Origin of the sequence: Loktanella sp. 3ANDIMAR09, assembly GCF_001420005.1 — a bacterium.
Lineage (GTDB): Bacteria > Pseudomonadota > Alphaproteobacteria > Rhodobacterales > Rhodobacteraceae > Loktanella.
Genome location: NZ_LJAK01000003.1, coordinates 69,648 through 85,406 on the forward strand (window position 1 = coordinate 69,648; position 15,759 = coordinate 85,406).

A 15,759-nucleotide genomic window follows, 5' to 3' on the forward strand; every position below is an offset into this window, starting at 1 on the left:
CGGTCGGCGCGGGCCTAGCTGCCGGCACGGCCAAAGCTGCGCGGTGCGTTTTCAAGGATGACGACGGCATTGTTGCGCACCGTCGCGACAGACAGGGCGCGTTCGTTTGTGCCGTCGGCGCGCAGGCGGAAGACGCCCGAGGTGCCCATAAAGCCCTGGCGCTGCGTCAGCGCCGCCTTGGTCAATGCGTCAGACCGGCCTTGCGCCACCAATGCGCCGATGGCCGCGATCCCGTCATAGGCAAGACCTGCGAGGGGGTGAGGCTGACCGCCGTAGACGCTGCTATAGCGCGCCTCAAAGTTGCTGGCCATGGCGCGATCTGGCACCGCGAACAGCCCGCCCTGAAGTCCGGGCAGCGCCAGCGCCTGTGGGGCCGCATCCCAGCGTGTCAGACCCAGATAACGCGTGTCCGCGGGGTTGATCCCGGCCTCGGGCAGGGCTGTGGCCAACAACGGCAGGTCGGCATTGACGCCTGCCGTCAGGAACACGGCATCTGCACCGTTCGATTTGACCGTGGCTGCGATCTGCGCGGCAGATGCGGTGATGCCCTGCTGGCTCAGCGGATAGCTGGCGATACCCGCCACGCTGGCACCATTTGCCTGAACTGCACGGGCGATCGCATCGCGACCGACCTGTCCGGCCAGATCGTCACCGTGCACGATGCCGATCCGGCTGATGCCCTGACCGCTGGCATAACGCACCAGACGGTCGGCCGTGTTTTCAAAGGTTGCCCCGAGGACAAAAACATTGCCGCCCGCGATGGTGGTGTTGTTCGAAAAGGCCAGCACATTCACGTTGCGGGGTGCCACGGCGACCCCTGCGGCATTGGCCGCGTCAGCAAACAGCGGGCCGAGGATGATCTTGGCCCCTTCGTCCACGGCACGGGTGGCAACGGCCGCGGCCTGCGCCGAATCAGAGCCCGAATTATAGACCCGCAGGTCGATGCTGACCCCGTCGAGGTCGCTGATCGCCATTCGCGCCGCGTTTTCGAGGCTGGAGGCAATCGCCTGATTTGCGCCTTGCGTGGATCCGCCGGGCACCAGAAGCGCGACCTGAACGGGCGCATTAGCGTCAATCGTCTGGCCGGTGTCCTGTGTCATGCCGACGGTGCCGACGGGGACACAGGCACCCATCCACATCAATCCAACAGTTGCAGTCACATAAGCGGCAGCACGGCGCAGCCGTGATGTCATCAATGAAGGGGCGGCAGCGGTCATGGCAAATCCTAACATCTGTGGCGGGCGTTGCGGTATCGGCGTTGTCCTTAACGTCCATAGGCCGCATTGTCGCCCTTTAACGCTATCATAAGGCGAGAGCCGGACGGGTCTAGGCATGAATCATCTCAACGTATCGCTGTCGGCAGGTTTGTATCTGGTCGCGACGCCCATCGGCACGGCGCGGGACATCACGCTGCGGGCGCTGGACATCCTTGCCAGTTGCGACTTGATCGCGGCCGAGGACACCCGCACGGCGCGCAAGCTGATGGAGATTCACGGGATTCCCCTCGGGGACCGGCGGGTCATCGCGTTTCACGATCACAGCAATGACGCCGCCGTCGCCCGCCTGGTGGATGCAATCCGGAACGGTGCATCCCTGGCCTGCGTATCCGAGGCGGGTACGCCACTGATCGCGGACCCCGGGTTTGAACTGGCCCGCGCCGTGCGCGCGGCGGGCCTGCCGGTCACAGCCGCCCCCGGCCCATCCGCGGTTGTCACCGCGCTGAGCGTCGGTGACCTGCCGACCGACCGATTTGCGTTTTGCGGGTTTCTGCCAGCTTCGCCTGCGGCGCGGCTGGCAGAGCTGGTGGATCTGCGTGATCTGCCATTCACGCTTGTTTTTTATGAATCCCCCAAACGCGTTCATGATTTCTTAGTTGCTGCGCGCGATGCTCTGGGAGGTGATCGTCAGGCAAGTGTCTGCCGGGAACTGACCAAAAAATTCGAAGAGGTGTCGACCGGGCGTTTGTCAGACCTGGTCGATGCTTTTGATGGCCGCAACGTGAAGGGCGAAATCGTGGTTCTGATCGGCCGCGCAGGTGCTGTCGCGGTCGTCGAGGCTGATATCGAGGTTGCCTTGCGCCAAGCGATGCAGACCATGCGGGTGAAGGATGCGGCCACGGCCGTTGCAGGTGCGATGGGCCTGCCACGCAGGCAGGTCTATCAAACTGCGCTGCAACTGGGAAAGGATGAAGAGGATGCTGGCAACCAGTGACCGGACCCGGCAACATCGGGGGCGGTGCAATCATTTGGCAGGCGCGGCTGCGGAACAATCAGTGGCTATGGCCTATGATCGACGTGGCTGTGCGACAGCCGCGCGGCGCTGGCGGGGGCAGGCAGGCGAAATCGACCTGATCGTGCGGGACGGCGACACCATCGTTTTCGTCGAAGTCAAAAAGAGCCGAAGTTTCGCGCAGGCCGCCGCCCGTGTCACGCGACGACAGGCGGACAGGATCTGCCGCGCTGCGATGGAATACGTGGCGGGTGAACCTACAGGACAGCTGACCAGAATGCGGTTCGATGTCGGTCTGGTCGATTCGGTCGGTGCCGTCCGTATTGTGCCAAATGCATTCGGTGGTTGGTAACCCGCCATTGCCGACCGCGCCTGCCTGCGCCATATCCCCATCAGGACCCGCACGCAGGAGCAGTGACCATGTCGTTGAAAATCGCCTTTCAGATGGACCCGATCGGACCAATTGATATCAACGCCGACAGCACCTTTCGGATCGCAGAAGAGGCGCAGGCGCGGGGGCATCAGTTGTTCTACTACACGCCGGACCGGATCGCGTTCGACACCGGGCGCGTGACGGCGCGCGGCTGGCCGCTGACGGTTCGCCGCGAAAAGGGCAACCATTTCACGCTAGGCGCCGAGACAACCGTCGATCTGGCCGATTTTGACGTGGTCTGGCTGCGGCAGGATCCACCATTCGACATGGGGTACATTACGACCACTCACCTGCTTGACATGATTCACCCCGACACACTTGTGGTGAATGATCCGTTCTGGGTGCGCAATTACCCTGAAAAACTGCTGGTTCTGGAATTCCAGGACCTCACGCCGCCCACGATGATTGCGCGCGATCTGGACACGCTCAAGGCATTTCGGGCGACGCACGGCGATGTCATTCTCAAGCCGCTCTACGGCAACGGCGGTGCGGGCGTGTTCAAACTGAGCCAGTCAGACGGCAATCTTGCATCCCTGCACGAGCTGTTTTCCGACATCAATCGCGAGCCGTTGATCATGCAGAAATTCCTGCCCGCCGTCACCAAGGGTGACAAGCGCGTCATCCTGGTCGATGGCGAACCTGTCGGCGCAATCAACCGCGTGCCGGCCGCAGGCGAGACGCGGTCGAACATGCATGTCGGAGGCCGCCCCGAAAAGGTGGAACTGACCGACCGCGACCGTGAAATCTGTGCGCGGATCGGGCCGTTGTTGCGTGAAAAGGGCCAGATTTTCGTAGGAATCGATGTGATTGGTGACTGGTTGACGGAAATCAACGTGACCTCGCCAACCGGGATTCAGGAGCTTGAACGCTTTGACGGGACCAATGTGGCGGCCCTGATTTGGGAAGCGATCGAGGCCCGTCGCCTAGCGTAGACGCGGGGCCGGGCCCAGGGGCAGGGGGCCCAGCATCATGTCCCCCCCGGCAAAGGTCAGCGGCAGTTGCAGATTGTCGCTGCCACCCGACAGCATCCGCAAACCGCTGGTCAGCGCAGGCAACAGGTTGGGTGGCACCACCCCGGCGTCGTTCGCCAACGCAAGCATGTCGCGCCAGTTCGCCACCTGCAACAGGATGCGCCCGTCGGGATAACCGCCTGCATCAACCGTCACCTCGCCCGTGCCGCCCAGGCGCAGTGACCCCCAGCTCAGGTCGATTTCGCTGATCGTCAGGGTTTCGAGCAGTGGTGGTTGCGTCGGCGTTGTGCGGTCAAGTGGCCGGTCGAGGACCGCCGTGATGTCAGCGGTCATCCGAGCGGCCGCGTCAGGCAGCCCGGCCAGCGGCAGGACGGGCATGATATCGGCCAGACTGACATAGCCTTCGTAGGTGTTGGCCGCCGGACCTGCTGCGCGCATCGCGATCAATGCCGCCCCCGTAGTCGCCTGCCAGCCTGCATCGGAACGGATGTTCAGGGTGGCGGCCTCGGCCGTCAGGGCCTCGAACGCAAGTGACGGCGAGGCCGCGACCTTGACGTTGGCACGCAGGTTTTCCGATCCAATTGCCAGCACCTGTTGGCCCAGGCGCAGCGTCTGCTCTGGTGGCAATGTGGCGATCACGCTGTTGGGCCGATAGCTGAGGGCTGCGGTCTGAACGACAGGGGCCCGCCATGCGATCAAATCGGACGGACTGCGCACAGACAGGTTCGTCGCGGTGACGTCAAAGCGCGATGGAAACCCGGAGGTGTCGAGCTTTTCCGTATCGATCTCCCAGCCGCGTGTTTCGGCAGCCGTCATCGCCGATTCCAGCCCGCTGTTCAGGCCTTGGGTGGCGATGAACCAATACCCCGAATAAAGCGCGCTCAGCGCAAGAACCACAACCAACAAAGCCTTCATGATCTCACCCTCGCCATCGCTGTCCTTGCGGTTTATAGCGCAGGCAAAGAAAGGACCACCCGCATGAGTCTTTGGGTTTTTGGGTATGGATCGCTGTTGTGGAAAACCGGGTTTACCCCGGTGGAACAACGTCGTGCGGTGCTGCGCGATTATCACCGCAGTTTCTGCATGCTGTCGATCCATCACCGGGGCACCGTTGCGGAACCGGGCCTGGTTCTGGCGCTGGATGCGGTGCCGGGTGCGACCTGCACCGGGGTGGCATTTCGCGCCGCCGACGCAGAGGCGGACGCCGTTCTGGCGATGCTGCGCGAACGCGAATTGATCTCTTCGGCCTATGTCGAGCACGCGTTGACGCTGGAAACGGCCGAGGGACCATTGCAATCGCTCGCTTATGTGATCGACCCGGCCCATGAACAATATGTGCAACTGGATCTGGAAACTCAGGCACAAATGATCGCACGGGCGGTGGGGGGCATGGGACCAAACCCTGATTACCTGTTCAACACGGCGGCCCTGCTTGACCAGATGGGGATCGCGGATCCCGAAATGGTGTGGCTGTCCACACGGGTCCGTGCACTGATCGGGCAGGAATAATCGTTTCCAGCCTGCCATTTGCCCGTTAGGCTGCGCAAAACAGAGCAGGACCAGCCCCTTGTCCGAAGACCGAAAACCCAGGCTAGAACCACAGTTTTCGCAACCCGTCCGGCAGATCACGTCGATGTTGATCGTGCTGGCGCTGGTGGCGGCCGGTCTCTATGTCAGCTACCCGCAGATGCGCGGCATCTTTTTGTCGAACCCCTATCTGAACGGCGCGATCCTGTTGGTGTTCGTCATCGGCGTGTATTCGACCTTTGCCCAGGTCTATCAGCTGATGAAATCCGTTGAATGGATCGAAGGCTTTGCCGCGGGCCGGTCCGGGCATCACCTGACCAAGGCCCCGTCGCTGCTGGCTCCGCTGGCAACATTGCTCCGGTCGGTGGGCAAACGGATGCAGATCAGTGCCACGTCCAGCCGTTCGATCCAGGATTCCGTGGCACAGCGCATCGACGAGGATCGAGAGATCACGCGCTATATCGGCAATACGCTGATTTTCCTGGGCCTTTTGGGAACGTTCTACGGGCTCGCCACCACGGTTCCGGCCTTGGTTGATACCATCCGGTCCCTGTCACCGGCCGATGGCGAAAGCGGCGAGGACGTGTTCGGCCGGTTGCAACAGGGCCTCGAAAGCCAGCTTGGCGGCATGGGGACGGCGTTTTCGTCGTCACTGCTGGGATTGGCGGGGTCGTTGATCGTTGGTTTGCTGGAATTGTTCGCAGGCCACGGGCAAAACCGGTTCTATCGCGAGCTGGAGGAATGGCTGTCCACCATCACGCGTCTTGGTTTCGCCAGCGGCGAAGAAGGCAGCAACGAGGACAGCGCGATGCTGTCTGCCTTTGCCGAACACATGGGCACCCAGCTGGACGCAATGGAAGCGATGTTCGCCCGCGCTGAAAACACGTCACGCGAGGCGGATGAACACCTGAGCCAGTTGGCGCGCACGATCGACCGTCTGGTGGATGCGCAACGGGGCACGGGAACGGACGCAGCCCTGCTGACCCGCATTGCCGAAGGTCAGGAACGCCTGATCGCCAAGCTGGAGGACGGCGGTGTCGATGGTCTGGATGCCGAAAGCCGGATGCGTTTGCGGTCGATGGATACGCAGATGCTGCGCCTGACCGAGGAAATGGTGTCAGGCCGTCAGGAACTGATCGGCGAACTGCGCACAGAGCTGGCGCAACTGACGCGGGCGATCCGGCAGACCCGCAAGGAGGGCTGACATGGCCCTGTCGCGCCGCAGTCAACGGATGAATTCGACGATTTGGCCCGGTTTCGTGGATGCGATGACCGGACTGTTGCTGGTTCTGATGTTCGTGCTCACGATCTTTATGGTGATCCAGTTCGTTCTGCGCGAAACGATCAGCGGTCAGGCGACGCAACTGGATGAACTGGCAGGACAGATCGCGTCATTGACGACGGCGCTGGGCCTTGAACAATCGCTGACGGCGACGCTGACCGCCGACCTTGATCGGGCCAATGACACGGCCGATGCGCAGGCCAGCCGGATTGCAGCCTTGATCGGTGAACGCGATGCGGCCGCTGACGCGCTGGTTGCCGCGCAAAACACGATCACCGGGTTCGAGGCCCAGGTCGCGGGCCTGCTGGCACAGCGCAGCGATCTGACGGCCCAGGTCGATGACCTGCAAAACCGCGAGGCCGCGCTGCTCAGCGAACAGGAACAGTTGAACCTCGCTCTTGCGACAGCCCGCGACGAGGTCGACGCCCAGGCCGAGGCGGCGCGCCTGGCTGCTGCCCGACGCGCGGCATTGCAGGCGATGATTGCCGATCTGGAACGACAAACCACTGATCAGGGTGCGCAGATTTCCGAGCTGGAGGCCGCACAGCTGGCGGATGCCGCGGCGGCCGAGGCCCTGCGGCAGCGGTTGTCGGATGCCGATGCGGAGCTGACGGCGATGACCCTCGCGCTTGAGGAACAGCGCCGCGAGGCCGAGGAAACACTGACCCTTTTGGCCGCGACGCGGGCGGCACGCGACGAATTGGACATGAACCTGTCTGCGGCCCTTTTGGCCCAGCAGCAGGCCGAAGGCGATCTGTCGGCGGCGCTCTCGCAGGGCGATGACCTGGATGCCCGGCTGGTTGCGGCATTGGCACTTCAGGAAAGCACGGCCGCCGAACTGGATGCGGCCCGGGCAGCACTGGATTCCAGTCAGGCGCAGGCAGAGGAACTGACCGCCCGTCTGGCGGCTGCCGCGATCGCAGGGCGGCAGACCGAGGCGGAACTGGACAGCGCGCGCGCGGCACTCGATGCTGCTCTTGCCGATGGTGCGGCGCAGCTGGACGACATTCAGGCGCAACTGGCCGCGGCCATCCTGGCGCAGCAGGCTGCAGAAACGCAGGCGGAAAACGCGGGCGCACGGTCTGCAACGCTCGAGGATCGTCTGGCCGAAGCGTTGCTGGCGCGGGACGAATTGTCCGCGCAGGTGAACGCGCTGCGCGAGACGACAACGGACGTTGATCAGCAACGGGCCGACATCAATGCGCGTTTGGCCGCCGCCCTAGCCGCGCGTACCGCCGCCGAGGATCTGGCAGACCAGCAGTCTGTCGCACTGGCCGAGGCCAATCGCCGCCTGAGCGAGGAAGAGGCGCAAAGCGCCGAGGCGCAGCGACAGACTGCCTTGTTGAACGAACAGGTCGCGGCCCTGCGCACGCAGGTCGGCACGCTGCAATCGTTGCTGAACGTCGCCAATCAGGACAGTCAGGATGCCGACGTGCAGATCGAACAGCTGGGCGCACAGCTGAACACCGCGCTGGCGCGTGTCGCTGCCGAAGAACGCCGCCGCCGCGCACTGGAAGAGGCGGAGCGCACCCGGCTCGAGGCCGAGGCGGCACGCCTCGCGGCAGAGGCGCAGAATCTGGAACGATTCCGGTCGGATTTCTTTGGTCAGGTGCGCGAGGCGGTCGAGGGACTGGCTGGTGTCCGGATCGAGGGGGATCGTTTCGTGTTCTCGTCAGAGGTGCTGTTCAACCCCGGATCGGCCACGCTCTCGCCGCAGGGCCGCGGCGAGATCGCGAATGTCGCCAGCCTGTTGCGCCAGATCGCATCCGATATCCCAGACAGCATCGATTGGATCATTCGCGTCGATGGCCACACGGACAATGTCCCCCTGTCCGGCCAGGGCGAGTTTCTGGATAACTGGGAACTGAGCCAGGCGCGCGCCCTGTCGGTCGTCCGCTACATGGAGGATTTTCTGGGTATTCCTCCGACGCGGTTGGCGGCAAACGGGTTTGGGGAATTTCAGCCGATCAACAGCGCCGACACGCCCGAGGCCCGCGCGCAGAACCGCCGGATCGAGCTGAAACTGACAGAGCGTTAATTCAGCACGATTTCGGATTTCAGGACCGCCATAGGTCGGTCGGCGCGGAACAATTCGACCAGCCCAACATGCAGGCCCGGTTGCCAGCCACCGGGCGGCGTACGTCTGCCGCCCGCGCGGAACAGCTGCGCCTGTGTCCGTTCGAGGGTCTGCACATTTTCGAATATCGGGTCCATGTCCGGGCCGATGATCGTCAGGCGCAGTTCGTCGCCAGCGCGCGCGCCGAACAGATACCCCCACAACACGAGCGCGTCCGATGTCGTCGTCAGATCATCGACTGCGGCGGTGCCTGCCTTGATCGCGCCGTAGGATGGAACCGTATCGCTGAATCCGGCTGCGATGATCCCGCCGGGTGGGGTCGGGGTGACATCCGACCACAACCAGTCCTGTTCAGGGGCATCGCAAGTGATGACGCCATCAGGATCGTAGGGATCAACGACCTGACCGTTCTGCCGGACAGACAGGTGCAGATGCGGAAACTGGGTTTGACCCGACAGGCCGACTTGCCCCAACGGGGTGCCAGCCGTGACCAGATCGCCGTTGGCGACGCTGATCGACCCTTGGGCCAGGTGGCAATATTGGGTTTCCCATCCGTCTTCGTGACTGAGGACAACGCCATTCCCGCATTCGCGTCCGGATACGTCCGGTGCCGCTGCGTCGATTTGCAGGGCGTCTGCCATGCCGTCGCGCACCCCTGTGACCACACCATCGGCTGCGGCCAGCACGGTCACGCCAGCGGCCTGTGCCGCCAGCGAGGGCAGGGCGAAATCCGTGCCCTTGTGCCCGTCATAGGTCAGGCTGCCGCAGCGAAAATCAGACGCGCCTGCCGTCGGGTCGTGATCCACGACCTGCTGGATGTAGCAGTCAACGCCAAGATCACAGTCTATGGGCTGCGCCAATGAAAAATCCCCCGCAGCCGAAGTGGCTGCGAGGGACAATATCGCAATCGCCGTAGGCCGGATCACTTGGCCGTCAGAAGGGGTGGCTTCTTTCCGGCAATTTTGCCTTGCTCCGGTTCTTCGAACCGCAAGTCCAGTTCGCCATCCTTGACGCCGACCTTGACCAGGCCGCCCTTGACCAGTTTGCCGAACAACAGTTCCTCGGCCAGCGGCTTCTTGATGTTTTCCTGGATCACGCGGCCCAGCGGACGCGCACCCATCTTCACATCATAGCCCTTGTCTGCCAGCCACTCTGCCGCCTTGGGCGTCAGTTCGATATGAACGTTCCGGTCGATCAGCTGCGCCTCAAGCTGGAGGACGAACTTGTCGACAACCTTCATGATCACCTCCTTGGGCAGTGCGCCAAAGCTGATGATCGCGTCCAGACGGTTGCGGAATTCCGGCGTAAAGATCCGCTCGATCGCCGCCGTATCCTCGCCCTCGCGAGTTTCGCGCCCAAAGCCCATGGCATTCTTGCCCATCTCTGCGGCACCGGCGTTCGAGGTCATGATCAGGATCACGTTGCGGAAATCGGTGGTCCGGCCGTTGTGGTCGGTCAGTTTCCCGTGGTCCATGACCTGCAACAGGATGTTGTAGACATCCGGATGCGCCTTTTCCATTTCGTCCAGCAGCAGCACGCAATGCGGGTTCTGGTCGACACCGTCGGTCAGCATCCCGCCCTGATCGAACCCCACATAGCCCGGAGGCGCACCGATCAGACGTGAAACCGCGTGTTTCTCCATGTACTCGGACATGTCGAACCGGATCAGTTCCACACCCAGCGTATCGGCCAGCTGTTTCGCCACCTCGGTTTTACCGACACCGGTCGGGCCCGCGAACAGGTAGTTGCCGATGGGCTTTTCGGGTTCGCGCAGGCCGGCACGGGCCAGCTTGATGGCAGAGGACAGCGCCTCGATCGCCTTGTCCTGACCGAACACCACCCGCTTGAGCGACTTTTCGAGATCCTTGAGAACCTCTGCATCGTCCTTGGTGACGTTCTTGGGCGGGATGCGCGCGATCTTGGCAACGACGTTTTCGATTTCCTTGACGCCGATGGTCTTGCGACGCTTGGATTCGGGAATCAGCTGCTGGCTCGCACCTGCCTCGTCGATCACGTCGATCGCCTTGTCGGGCAGCTTGCGGTCGTTGATGTAACGCGCCGCCAGTTCCACGGCCGTGCGGATCGCGTCAGCGGTGTATTTGACGTTGTGATGCTCCTCGAAATAGGGCTTGAGGCCGCGCAGGATCTTGACCGCATCCTCGACCGAAGGCTCGTTGACGTCGATTTTCTGGAACCGGCGCGACAGGGCGCGGTCCTTTTCGAAATGCTGACGGAATTCCTTGTAGGTCGTGGACCCCATGCAGCGCAGCTTGCCGCCCTGCAATGCGGGTTTCAGCAGGTTGGACGCGTCCATCGCCCCCCCAGAGGTCGCACCGGCCCCGATGACCGTGTGGATTTCGTCGATGAACAGAACCGCATCCTTGTGGTTCTCCATTTCGGTCATCACGGCTTTCAGGCGCTCTTCGAAATCGCCGCGATAGCGGGTTCCGGCCAGCAATGCGCCCATGTCGAGGCTAAAGATCGTGGCACCTGCCAGGACTTCGGGCACTTCGCCATTGACGATCTTGAAGGCGAGACCTTCGGCGATTGCAGTCTTGCCCACGCCGGGATCACCCACCAGCAGCGGGTTGTTCTTGCGGCGGCGGCACAGCACCTGGATGCAGCGTTCGACCTCGTGGGCGCGACCGATCAGCGGATCGACATCGCCCTTGCCGGCCTTGGCATTCAGATCGACGCAATATTTTTCCAGCGCGGTTTCCTTGCCGTCGCCATCGGTGACGCTCTCGTCTTCTTGTTCGGTCGCGCCAGTGATGGGACGGGATTCGCCGTAGGCAGGATCCTTGGCCACGCCATGCGCGATGAAATTCACCGCGTCGTAGCGGGTCATGTCCTGTTCTTGCAGGAAATAGGCCGCATTGGATTCGCGTTCCGCAAAAATGGCGACCAGCACGTTGGCACCCGTCACCTCGTTGCGGCCGGACGATTGCACGTGGATCGCGGCGCGCTGGATGACGCGCTGGAACGCGGCAGTCGGCACGGCCTCTGACCCTTCGACGTCTGTTTCCAGCGTCGACAGATCGTCAGAGATGAAATCTTCGAGATCCTTGCGCAGTTCATCAAGGTCGACGGAACACGCCTTGAGGACGCGCACGGCATCGGGTTCGTCGATCAACGCGAGCAGGAGATGCTCTAGCGTAGCGAGTTCATGGCGGCGCGCATTTGCCAGCGCTAGTGCGCCATGAATGGACTGTTCGAGCGTTGCGGAAAATGATGGCACGGCTGTGCTCCTTTTCTCGAGCGCGGACGGGATGCCGCGTTTGCCTGTGTTTCCAAGGTCAGACGATTTCGGCCAACCTTCAAGATTTTTCTGTCATATGATGTTCACAAATTCACTGACGTGCCGTGAACACCAGACATGGTCGTCTCTTTTGCCTAGACGCGGTCACGCCGACCGCGAATTTCGGCGAAAATTTCGGCAGGTTGTGAATCCGACATGTTCAACGCTTGCGCCAAATTCGGATCGTCGGCCCGCAGGAAAGGGTTCGTTTCCAGTTCCAGCGACAAAAGCGACGGCACAGTCGCATGGCCGTTTTCACGCGCCTGCCGTGTCGCTTCGTATCTAGAGTTAATCGCTGGATTGCCCGGTTCAAGAGATGCGGCAAAGCGCGCATTGGTCATTGTGTATTCGTGACCAGAGCAGACCTGCGTGGCGGGGTCGAACCCGCGCAGTTTTTCCAGGCTGTCCCACATCCGGGCGGGGGTGCCTTCGAACAGGCGACCGCATCCCATGGCCATCAGGCTGTCGCCGGTGAACAACAGCTTTTCCGACGGCAGGTGAAACGCGATGTGCCCGATCGTGTGTCCCGACACATCCAACACGTCGACATCGCACCCCAGCACGGTGAACCTGTCGCCGTCGGATGCGGCCAGATCCAGTTCGGGCAGGCGGTGCGCATCCGCGGCCGCACCAATGACACGGCATCCATCACGCAGTTCAGCGACACCTTGCACGTGATCATCGTGGTGGTGGGTCAGCAGGATATCGGTCAATGTCCAGCCGCGTGCGGTCAGTGCGGACCGGATCGGGGCAGCCTCGGGCACATCGACGACTGCCGTATCACCCGTCGCATGGTCATGAATCAGATAGGCATAGTTGTCCGAAAGACACGGGACGGTGATCAGTTCAACGGGCATGGTCTACTTACCTTTGTTCTTGCTAGAATGATCTGACCCTAAACAGGACCGCCATCCGATGCACCTCGACGTTCTGGACCTGCGCAGCTTCTACTACCGAAGCGCCCTTGGCCGGGCTGCGCAGCGTGTCATACGTGATGAACTGGTGCGAATCTGGCCAGAGGCAAAGGGCCAGACGGTCGCAGGTTACGGTTTTGCCGTTCCGCTGTTGCGGCCCTATCTGCCGGACGCCCGCCGGGTCATCGGGCTGATGCCGGGACCGCAGGGTGTCATGCCCTGGCCTGCAGGCGAAAAAAACGTATCGGTTCTGTGCGATGACGCGCATTGGCCGCTGCCGACGGGCATGGTGGACAAGCTGGTGGTGATGCATGGGCTGGAAACCTCTGACCATCCCGCAGGGGTCCTGTCCGAATGTCATCGCGTGCTTGGGCCGGGGGGCAGTGCGGTTTTCATCGTGCCGAACCGTGCGGGCATGTGGGCGCGGTCTGACCGCACGCCGTTCGGGTTCGGCCGTCCCTACCTGACCGGCCAGCTGGACGATCAGTTGCGCACGCATGGGTTCATGGTGCGACATGCGACCGCAGCCCTGTATCAGCCGCCATCACAACGGGCGATCTGGCGCAAGACGGCGGCCTTTCTCGAACGGGCCGGTCACAAGATCCCCTGGCTGGCAGGCGGCGGGGTCCTGATCGTCGAGGCCGGTAAATCCCATGCGCCCATGCCGGGCGGCGGCACGGCGGTCAGAATTAAGCGCCCTCAGCGTGTGCATGACCACCAGCCCGCACCCGCCTGACGTGCGCGTGGAAATTCTTTGGCCGAAACCCATAATATGCGGCGCTTGTCAGAGTTGCGGACCACGCACACCTCTGTTACATCCGCGCTGACTTTTACGGCCCAACGCTTCGTTTTTGGGTAAAACCTTAATGCCTGCATGGTCCCTAGCGGATTCGCGGGCCTTTGATCGGAAGGGTGGACGTGTCCGAACCAGCTTCGATTTCTCAAGGTATCGCCAAGCGCTATGCGCTTGCGGTGTTTGAACTGGCCAAAGACGGCAACGAGTTCAAGGTCATGGAGGGTGACGTCGTCGCGCTTCAGACCGCGTTGAACGACAGCGCAGACCTGCGCGATCTGATCCATTCGCCGATCTATGGTCGCGATCAGCAATTCGCCGCAATCCGCGCGGTGGCTGCCAAGATGAAACTGTCCGACACGATGTCGAACCTTCTTGGTCTGCTGGCTGACAAGCGTCGCCTGTTCGTGCTGCCCGGCATTCTGACCACCCTGCGCGACATGCTCGCCGAGGAACGCGGCGAGGTAACCGCCGAAGTGATTACCGCCAAGGCCCTGACCAAGGGTCAAAGCGAGAAGCTGGTGAAAACACTGTCCGACCAGTTCGGCAAGTCCGTCACCATCGACGAAACCGTCGACCCCGCCATTATCGGCGGTCTTATTGTCAAAGTGGGCTCCAAGATGATCGACACCTCGATCCGCTCCAAGCTCAATGCACTCCAGAACAACATGAAAGAGGCCGGATAAATGGCGATCCAAGCATCTGAAATCTCTGCAATCCTCAAGGATCAGATCAAGAACTTTGGCCAGGACGCCGAAGTCGCCGAAGTCGGCCGCGTTCTGTCCGTGGGTGACGGTATTGCCCGCGTTCACGGTCTGGATAACGTCCAGGCTGGTGAAATGGTCGAATTCCCCGGTGGCATTCGCGGCATGGCGCTGAACCTCGAAACCGACAACGTCGGCGTCGTGATCTTCGGCTCTGACCGCGACATCAAAGAAGGCGACACCGTCAAACGCACGAACTCGATCGTGGACGTGCCTGCCGGTCCCGAACTGCTGGGCCGCGTTGTCGACGGTCTGGGCAACCCGCTGGACGGCAAGGGCGAGATCAACGCCACCGAACGTCGCGTGGCCGACGTCAAGGCACCGGGCATCATCCCGCGCAAATCCGTGCACGAGCCGATGCCGACCGGTCTGAAATCCATCGACGCCATGATCCCGATTGGCCGTGGCCAGCGCGAGCTGATCATCGGTGACCGTCAGACAGGTAAAACCGCTGTCGCGCTCGATACGATCCTGAACCAGAAGTCCTACAACGACGCGGCCAAGGACGATTCCGAGAAGCTGTACTGCATCTACGTTGCAATCGGTCAGAAACGTTCGACCGTTGCCCAGCTGGTGAAAAAGCTCGAAGAGACCGGTGCTATCGAATATACCACCGTCGTCGCAGCTACCGCGTCCGAGCCTGCACCGATGCAGTACCTCGCACCCTATTCGGCCACCGCGATGGCCGAATATTTCCGTGACAACGGCAAGCATGCCCTGATCATCTACGACGACCTGTCCAAGCAGGCCGTGTCCTATCGTCAGATGTCGCTGCTGCTGCGTCGTCCGCCGGGCCGTGAAGCCTATCCCGGCGACGTGTTCTACCTCCACTCCCGCCTGCTGGAGCGTTCGGCCAAGCTGAACGAAGACAACGGCGCAGGTTCGCTGACCGCACTGCCGATCATCGAAACCCAGGGCGGCGACGTGTCCGCGTTTATTCCGACCAACGTGATTTCGATCACCGACGGCCAGATCTTCCTGGAAACCGAACTGTTCTTCCAGGGGATCCGTCCTGCTGTGAACACCGGTCTGTCGGTGTCGCGCGTGGGTTCTGCCGCACAGACCAACGCGATGAAATCTGTCGCTGGTCCGGTGAAACTGGAACTGGCGCAGTATCGCGAAATGGCAGCCTTTGCGCAGTTCGGTTCCGATCTGGACGCCGCAACCCAGCGTCTGCTGAACCGTGGTGCACGCCTGACCGAACTGATGAAGCAGCCGCAGTATTCGCCGCTGACCAACGCAGAGATCGTCACCGTGATCTATGCCGGCACCAACGGTTTCCTTGATAAACTGCCCGTCGATCAGGTTGGCAAGTTCGAGGCTGGTCTGCTGAACCACATGCGCACCAACAAGCGTGACGTGCTGGATTTCCTCACGAACGAGGACCCCAAGATCAAGGGCGATGCCGAAGCCAAACTGAAGGACGCTATTGAATCGTTCGCCAAGGACTTCGCGTAATTCAGCTCGAGAG

General features: G+C 62.0%; 14 protein-coding genes. 9 read left to right on the forward strand and 5 right to left on the reverse strand.

Features of this window, described 5'->3' with window-relative positions; all coding sequences use genetic code 11:
• Nucleotides 1-14: 14 nt before the first annotated feature.
• Entirely contained in the window at nucleotides 15-1,217 is a 1,203-nt protein-coding gene (locus AN189_RS05635) for a penicillin-binding protein activator (RefSeq protein ID WP_253279558.1), read from the reverse strand.
• 115 nt (nucleotides 1,218-1,332) lie between these two features.
• Between AN189_RS05635 and rsmI the strand changes: the two genes are divergently transcribed.
• From rsmI to gshB, 3 genes are all read left to right on the forward strand, one after another.
• A complete protein-coding gene (gene rsmI / locus AN189_RS05640; RefSeq protein ID WP_056032400.1) occupies nucleotides 1,333-2,211 on the forward strand; it encodes a 16S rRNA (cytidine(1402)-2'-O)-methyltransferase in 879 nt (292 codons plus the stop codon).
• Nucleotides 2,195-2,581, forward strand: a complete 387-nt coding sequence (locus AN189_RS05645) for a YraN family protein (RefSeq protein WP_056032403.1) — start codon at nucleotides 2,195-2,197, stop codon at nucleotides 2,579-2,581. The genes rsmI and AN189_RS05645 overlap by 17 nt, the downstream gene beginning before the upstream one ends.
• A 68-nt stretch (nucleotides 2,582-2,649) precedes the next feature.
• Nucleotides 2,650-3,594 carry a glutathione synthase gene (gene gshB, locus AN189_RS05650; protein WP_056032406.1) on the forward strand — a complete coding sequence of 315 codons (945 nt, stop codon included), beginning with the start codon at nucleotides 2,650-2,652 and terminating at the stop codon, nucleotides 3,592-3,594.
• Here gshB and AN189_RS05655 read toward each other — a convergent pair.
• On the reverse strand, nucleotides 3,586-4,548 hold the full coding sequence (locus AN189_RS05655) for a DUF2125 domain-containing protein (RefSeq protein ID WP_056032410.1): 963 nt from the start codon (nucleotides 4,546-4,548) through the stop codon (nucleotides 3,586-3,588). The genes gshB and AN189_RS05655 overlap by 9 nt on opposite strands.
• Nucleotides 4,549-4,611: 63 nt before the next feature.
• Here AN189_RS05655 and AN189_RS05660 point away from each other — a divergent pair, with 63 nt between their 5' ends.
• The 3 genes from AN189_RS05660 (at nucleotide 4,612) to AN189_RS05670 (ending at nucleotide 8,480) form a co-directional block, all read left to right on the forward strand.
• Nucleotides 4,612-5,142, forward strand: coding sequence for a gamma-glutamylcyclotransferase (locus AN189_RS05660; protein WP_056032413.1), 531 nt, complete (start codon nucleotides 4,612-4,614; stop codon nucleotides 5,140-5,142).
• A gap of 124 nt (nucleotides 5,143-5,266) precedes the next feature.
• Complete coding sequence (locus AN189_RS05665) at nucleotides 5,267-6,364, forward strand: hypothetical protein (protein ID WP_056032416.1); 1,098 nt, start codon at nucleotides 5,267-5,269, stop codon at nucleotides 6,362-6,364.
• A gap of 1 nt (nucleotide 6,365) precedes the next feature.
• Nucleotides 6,366-8,480, forward strand: coding sequence for a peptidoglycan -binding protein (locus tag AN189_RS05670; protein WP_056032419.1), 2,115 nt, complete (start codon nucleotides 6,366-6,368; stop codon nucleotides 8,478-8,480).
• Here the strand turns inward: AN189_RS05670 and AN189_RS05675 are convergent.
• The 3 genes from AN189_RS05675 to gloB all read right to left on the reverse strand — a co-directional run bounded on the left by AN189_RS05675 (nucleotide 8,477) and on the right by gloB (nucleotide 12,674).
• Complete coding sequence (locus AN189_RS05675) at nucleotides 8,477-9,379, reverse strand: M23 family metallopeptidase (protein ID WP_253279559.1); 903 nt, start codon at nucleotides 9,377-9,379, stop codon at nucleotides 8,477-8,479. The two genes, AN189_RS05670 and AN189_RS05675, sit on opposite strands and share 4 nt — an antisense overlap.
• A gap of 62 nt (nucleotides 9,380-9,441) precedes the next feature.
• Nucleotides 9,442-11,757, reverse strand: a complete 2,316-nt coding sequence (gene clpA / locus AN189_RS05680; protein ID WP_056032425.1) for an ATP-dependent Clp protease ATP-binding subunit ClpA — start codon at nucleotides 11,755-11,757, stop codon at nucleotides 9,442-9,444.
• Nucleotides 11,758-11,912: 155 nt separating this feature from the next.
• Complete coding sequence (gene gloB, locus AN189_RS05685) at nucleotides 11,913-12,674, reverse strand: hydroxyacylglutathione hydrolase (protein ID WP_056032428.1); 762 nt, start codon at nucleotides 12,672-12,674, stop codon at nucleotides 11,913-11,915.
• 58 nt (nucleotides 12,675-12,732) lie between these two features.
• Between gloB and AN189_RS05690 the strand changes: the two genes are divergently transcribed.
• The 3 genes from AN189_RS05690 to atpA all read left to right on the forward strand — a co-directional run bounded on the left by AN189_RS05690 (nucleotide 12,733) and on the right by atpA (nucleotide 15,746).
• Nucleotides 12,733-13,467, forward strand: coding sequence for a class I SAM-dependent methyltransferase (locus AN189_RS05690; RefSeq protein ID WP_056032430.1), 735 nt, complete (start codon nucleotides 12,733-12,735; stop codon nucleotides 13,465-13,467).
• A gap of 182 nt (nucleotides 13,468-13,649) precedes the next feature.
• Nucleotides 13,650-14,210: a F0F1 ATP synthase subunit delta gene (locus AN189_RS05695; protein ID WP_172794859.1), complete on the forward strand. Its 561-nt coding sequence runs from the start codon at nucleotides 13,650-13,652 to the stop codon at nucleotides 14,208-14,210.
• Nucleotides 14,211-15,746 (forward strand): F0F1 ATP synthase subunit alpha, encoded by a 1,536-nt coding sequence (gene atpA / locus AN189_RS05700; protein WP_056032436.1) that lies wholly within the window; start codon nucleotides 14,211-14,213, stop codon nucleotides 15,744-15,746. It begins immediately after the preceding gene.
• Nucleotides 15,747-15,759: the final 13 nt, after the last annotated feature.

What these genes read in the sequence shown, in the direction of transcription:
- AN189_RS05670 (WP_056032419.1), top strand. Translation starts at nt 6,366, where the DNA reads ATGGCCCTGTCGCGCCGCAGTCAACGGATGAATTCGACGATTTGGCCC.
- AN189_RS05660 (WP_056032413.1), top strand. Translation starts at nt 4,612, where the DNA reads ATGAGTCTTTGGGTTTTTGGGTATGGATCGCTGTTGTGGAAAACCGGG.
- gshB (WP_056032406.1), top strand. Translation starts at nt 2,650, where the DNA reads ATGTCGTTGAAAATCGCCTTTCAGATGGACCCGATCGGACCAATTGAT.
- atpA (WP_056032436.1), top strand. Translation starts at nt 14,211, where the DNA reads ATGGCGATCCAAGCATCTGAAATCTCTGCAATCCTCAAGGATCAGATC.
- rsmI (WP_056032400.1), top strand. Translation starts at nt 1,333, where the DNA reads ATGAATCATCTCAACGTATCGCTGTCGGCAGGTTTGTATCTGGTCGCG.
- AN189_RS05635 (WP_253279558.1), bottom strand. Translation starts at nt 1,217, where the DNA reads ATGACCGCTGCCGCCCCTTCATTGATGACATCACGGCTGCGCCGTGCT.
- gloB (WP_056032428.1), bottom strand. Translation starts at nt 12,674, where the DNA reads ATGCCCGTTGAACTGATCACCGTCCCGTGTCTTTCGGACAACTATGCC.
- AN189_RS05690 (WP_056032430.1), top strand. Translation starts at nt 12,733, where the DNA reads ATGCACCTCGACGTTCTGGACCTGCGCAGCTTCTACTACCGAAGCGCC.
- AN189_RS05645 (WP_056032403.1), top strand. Translation starts at nt 2,195, where the DNA reads ATGCTGGCAACCAGTGACCGGACCCGGCAACATCGGGGGCGGTGCAAT.
- AN189_RS05655 (WP_056032410.1), bottom strand. Translation starts at nt 4,548, where the DNA reads ATGAAGGCTTTGTTGGTTGTGGTTCTTGCGCTGAGCGCGCTTTATTCG.
- AN189_RS05665 (WP_056032416.1), top strand. Translation starts at nt 5,267, where the DNA reads ATGTTGATCGTGCTGGCGCTGGTGGCGGCCGGTCTCTATGTCAGCTAC.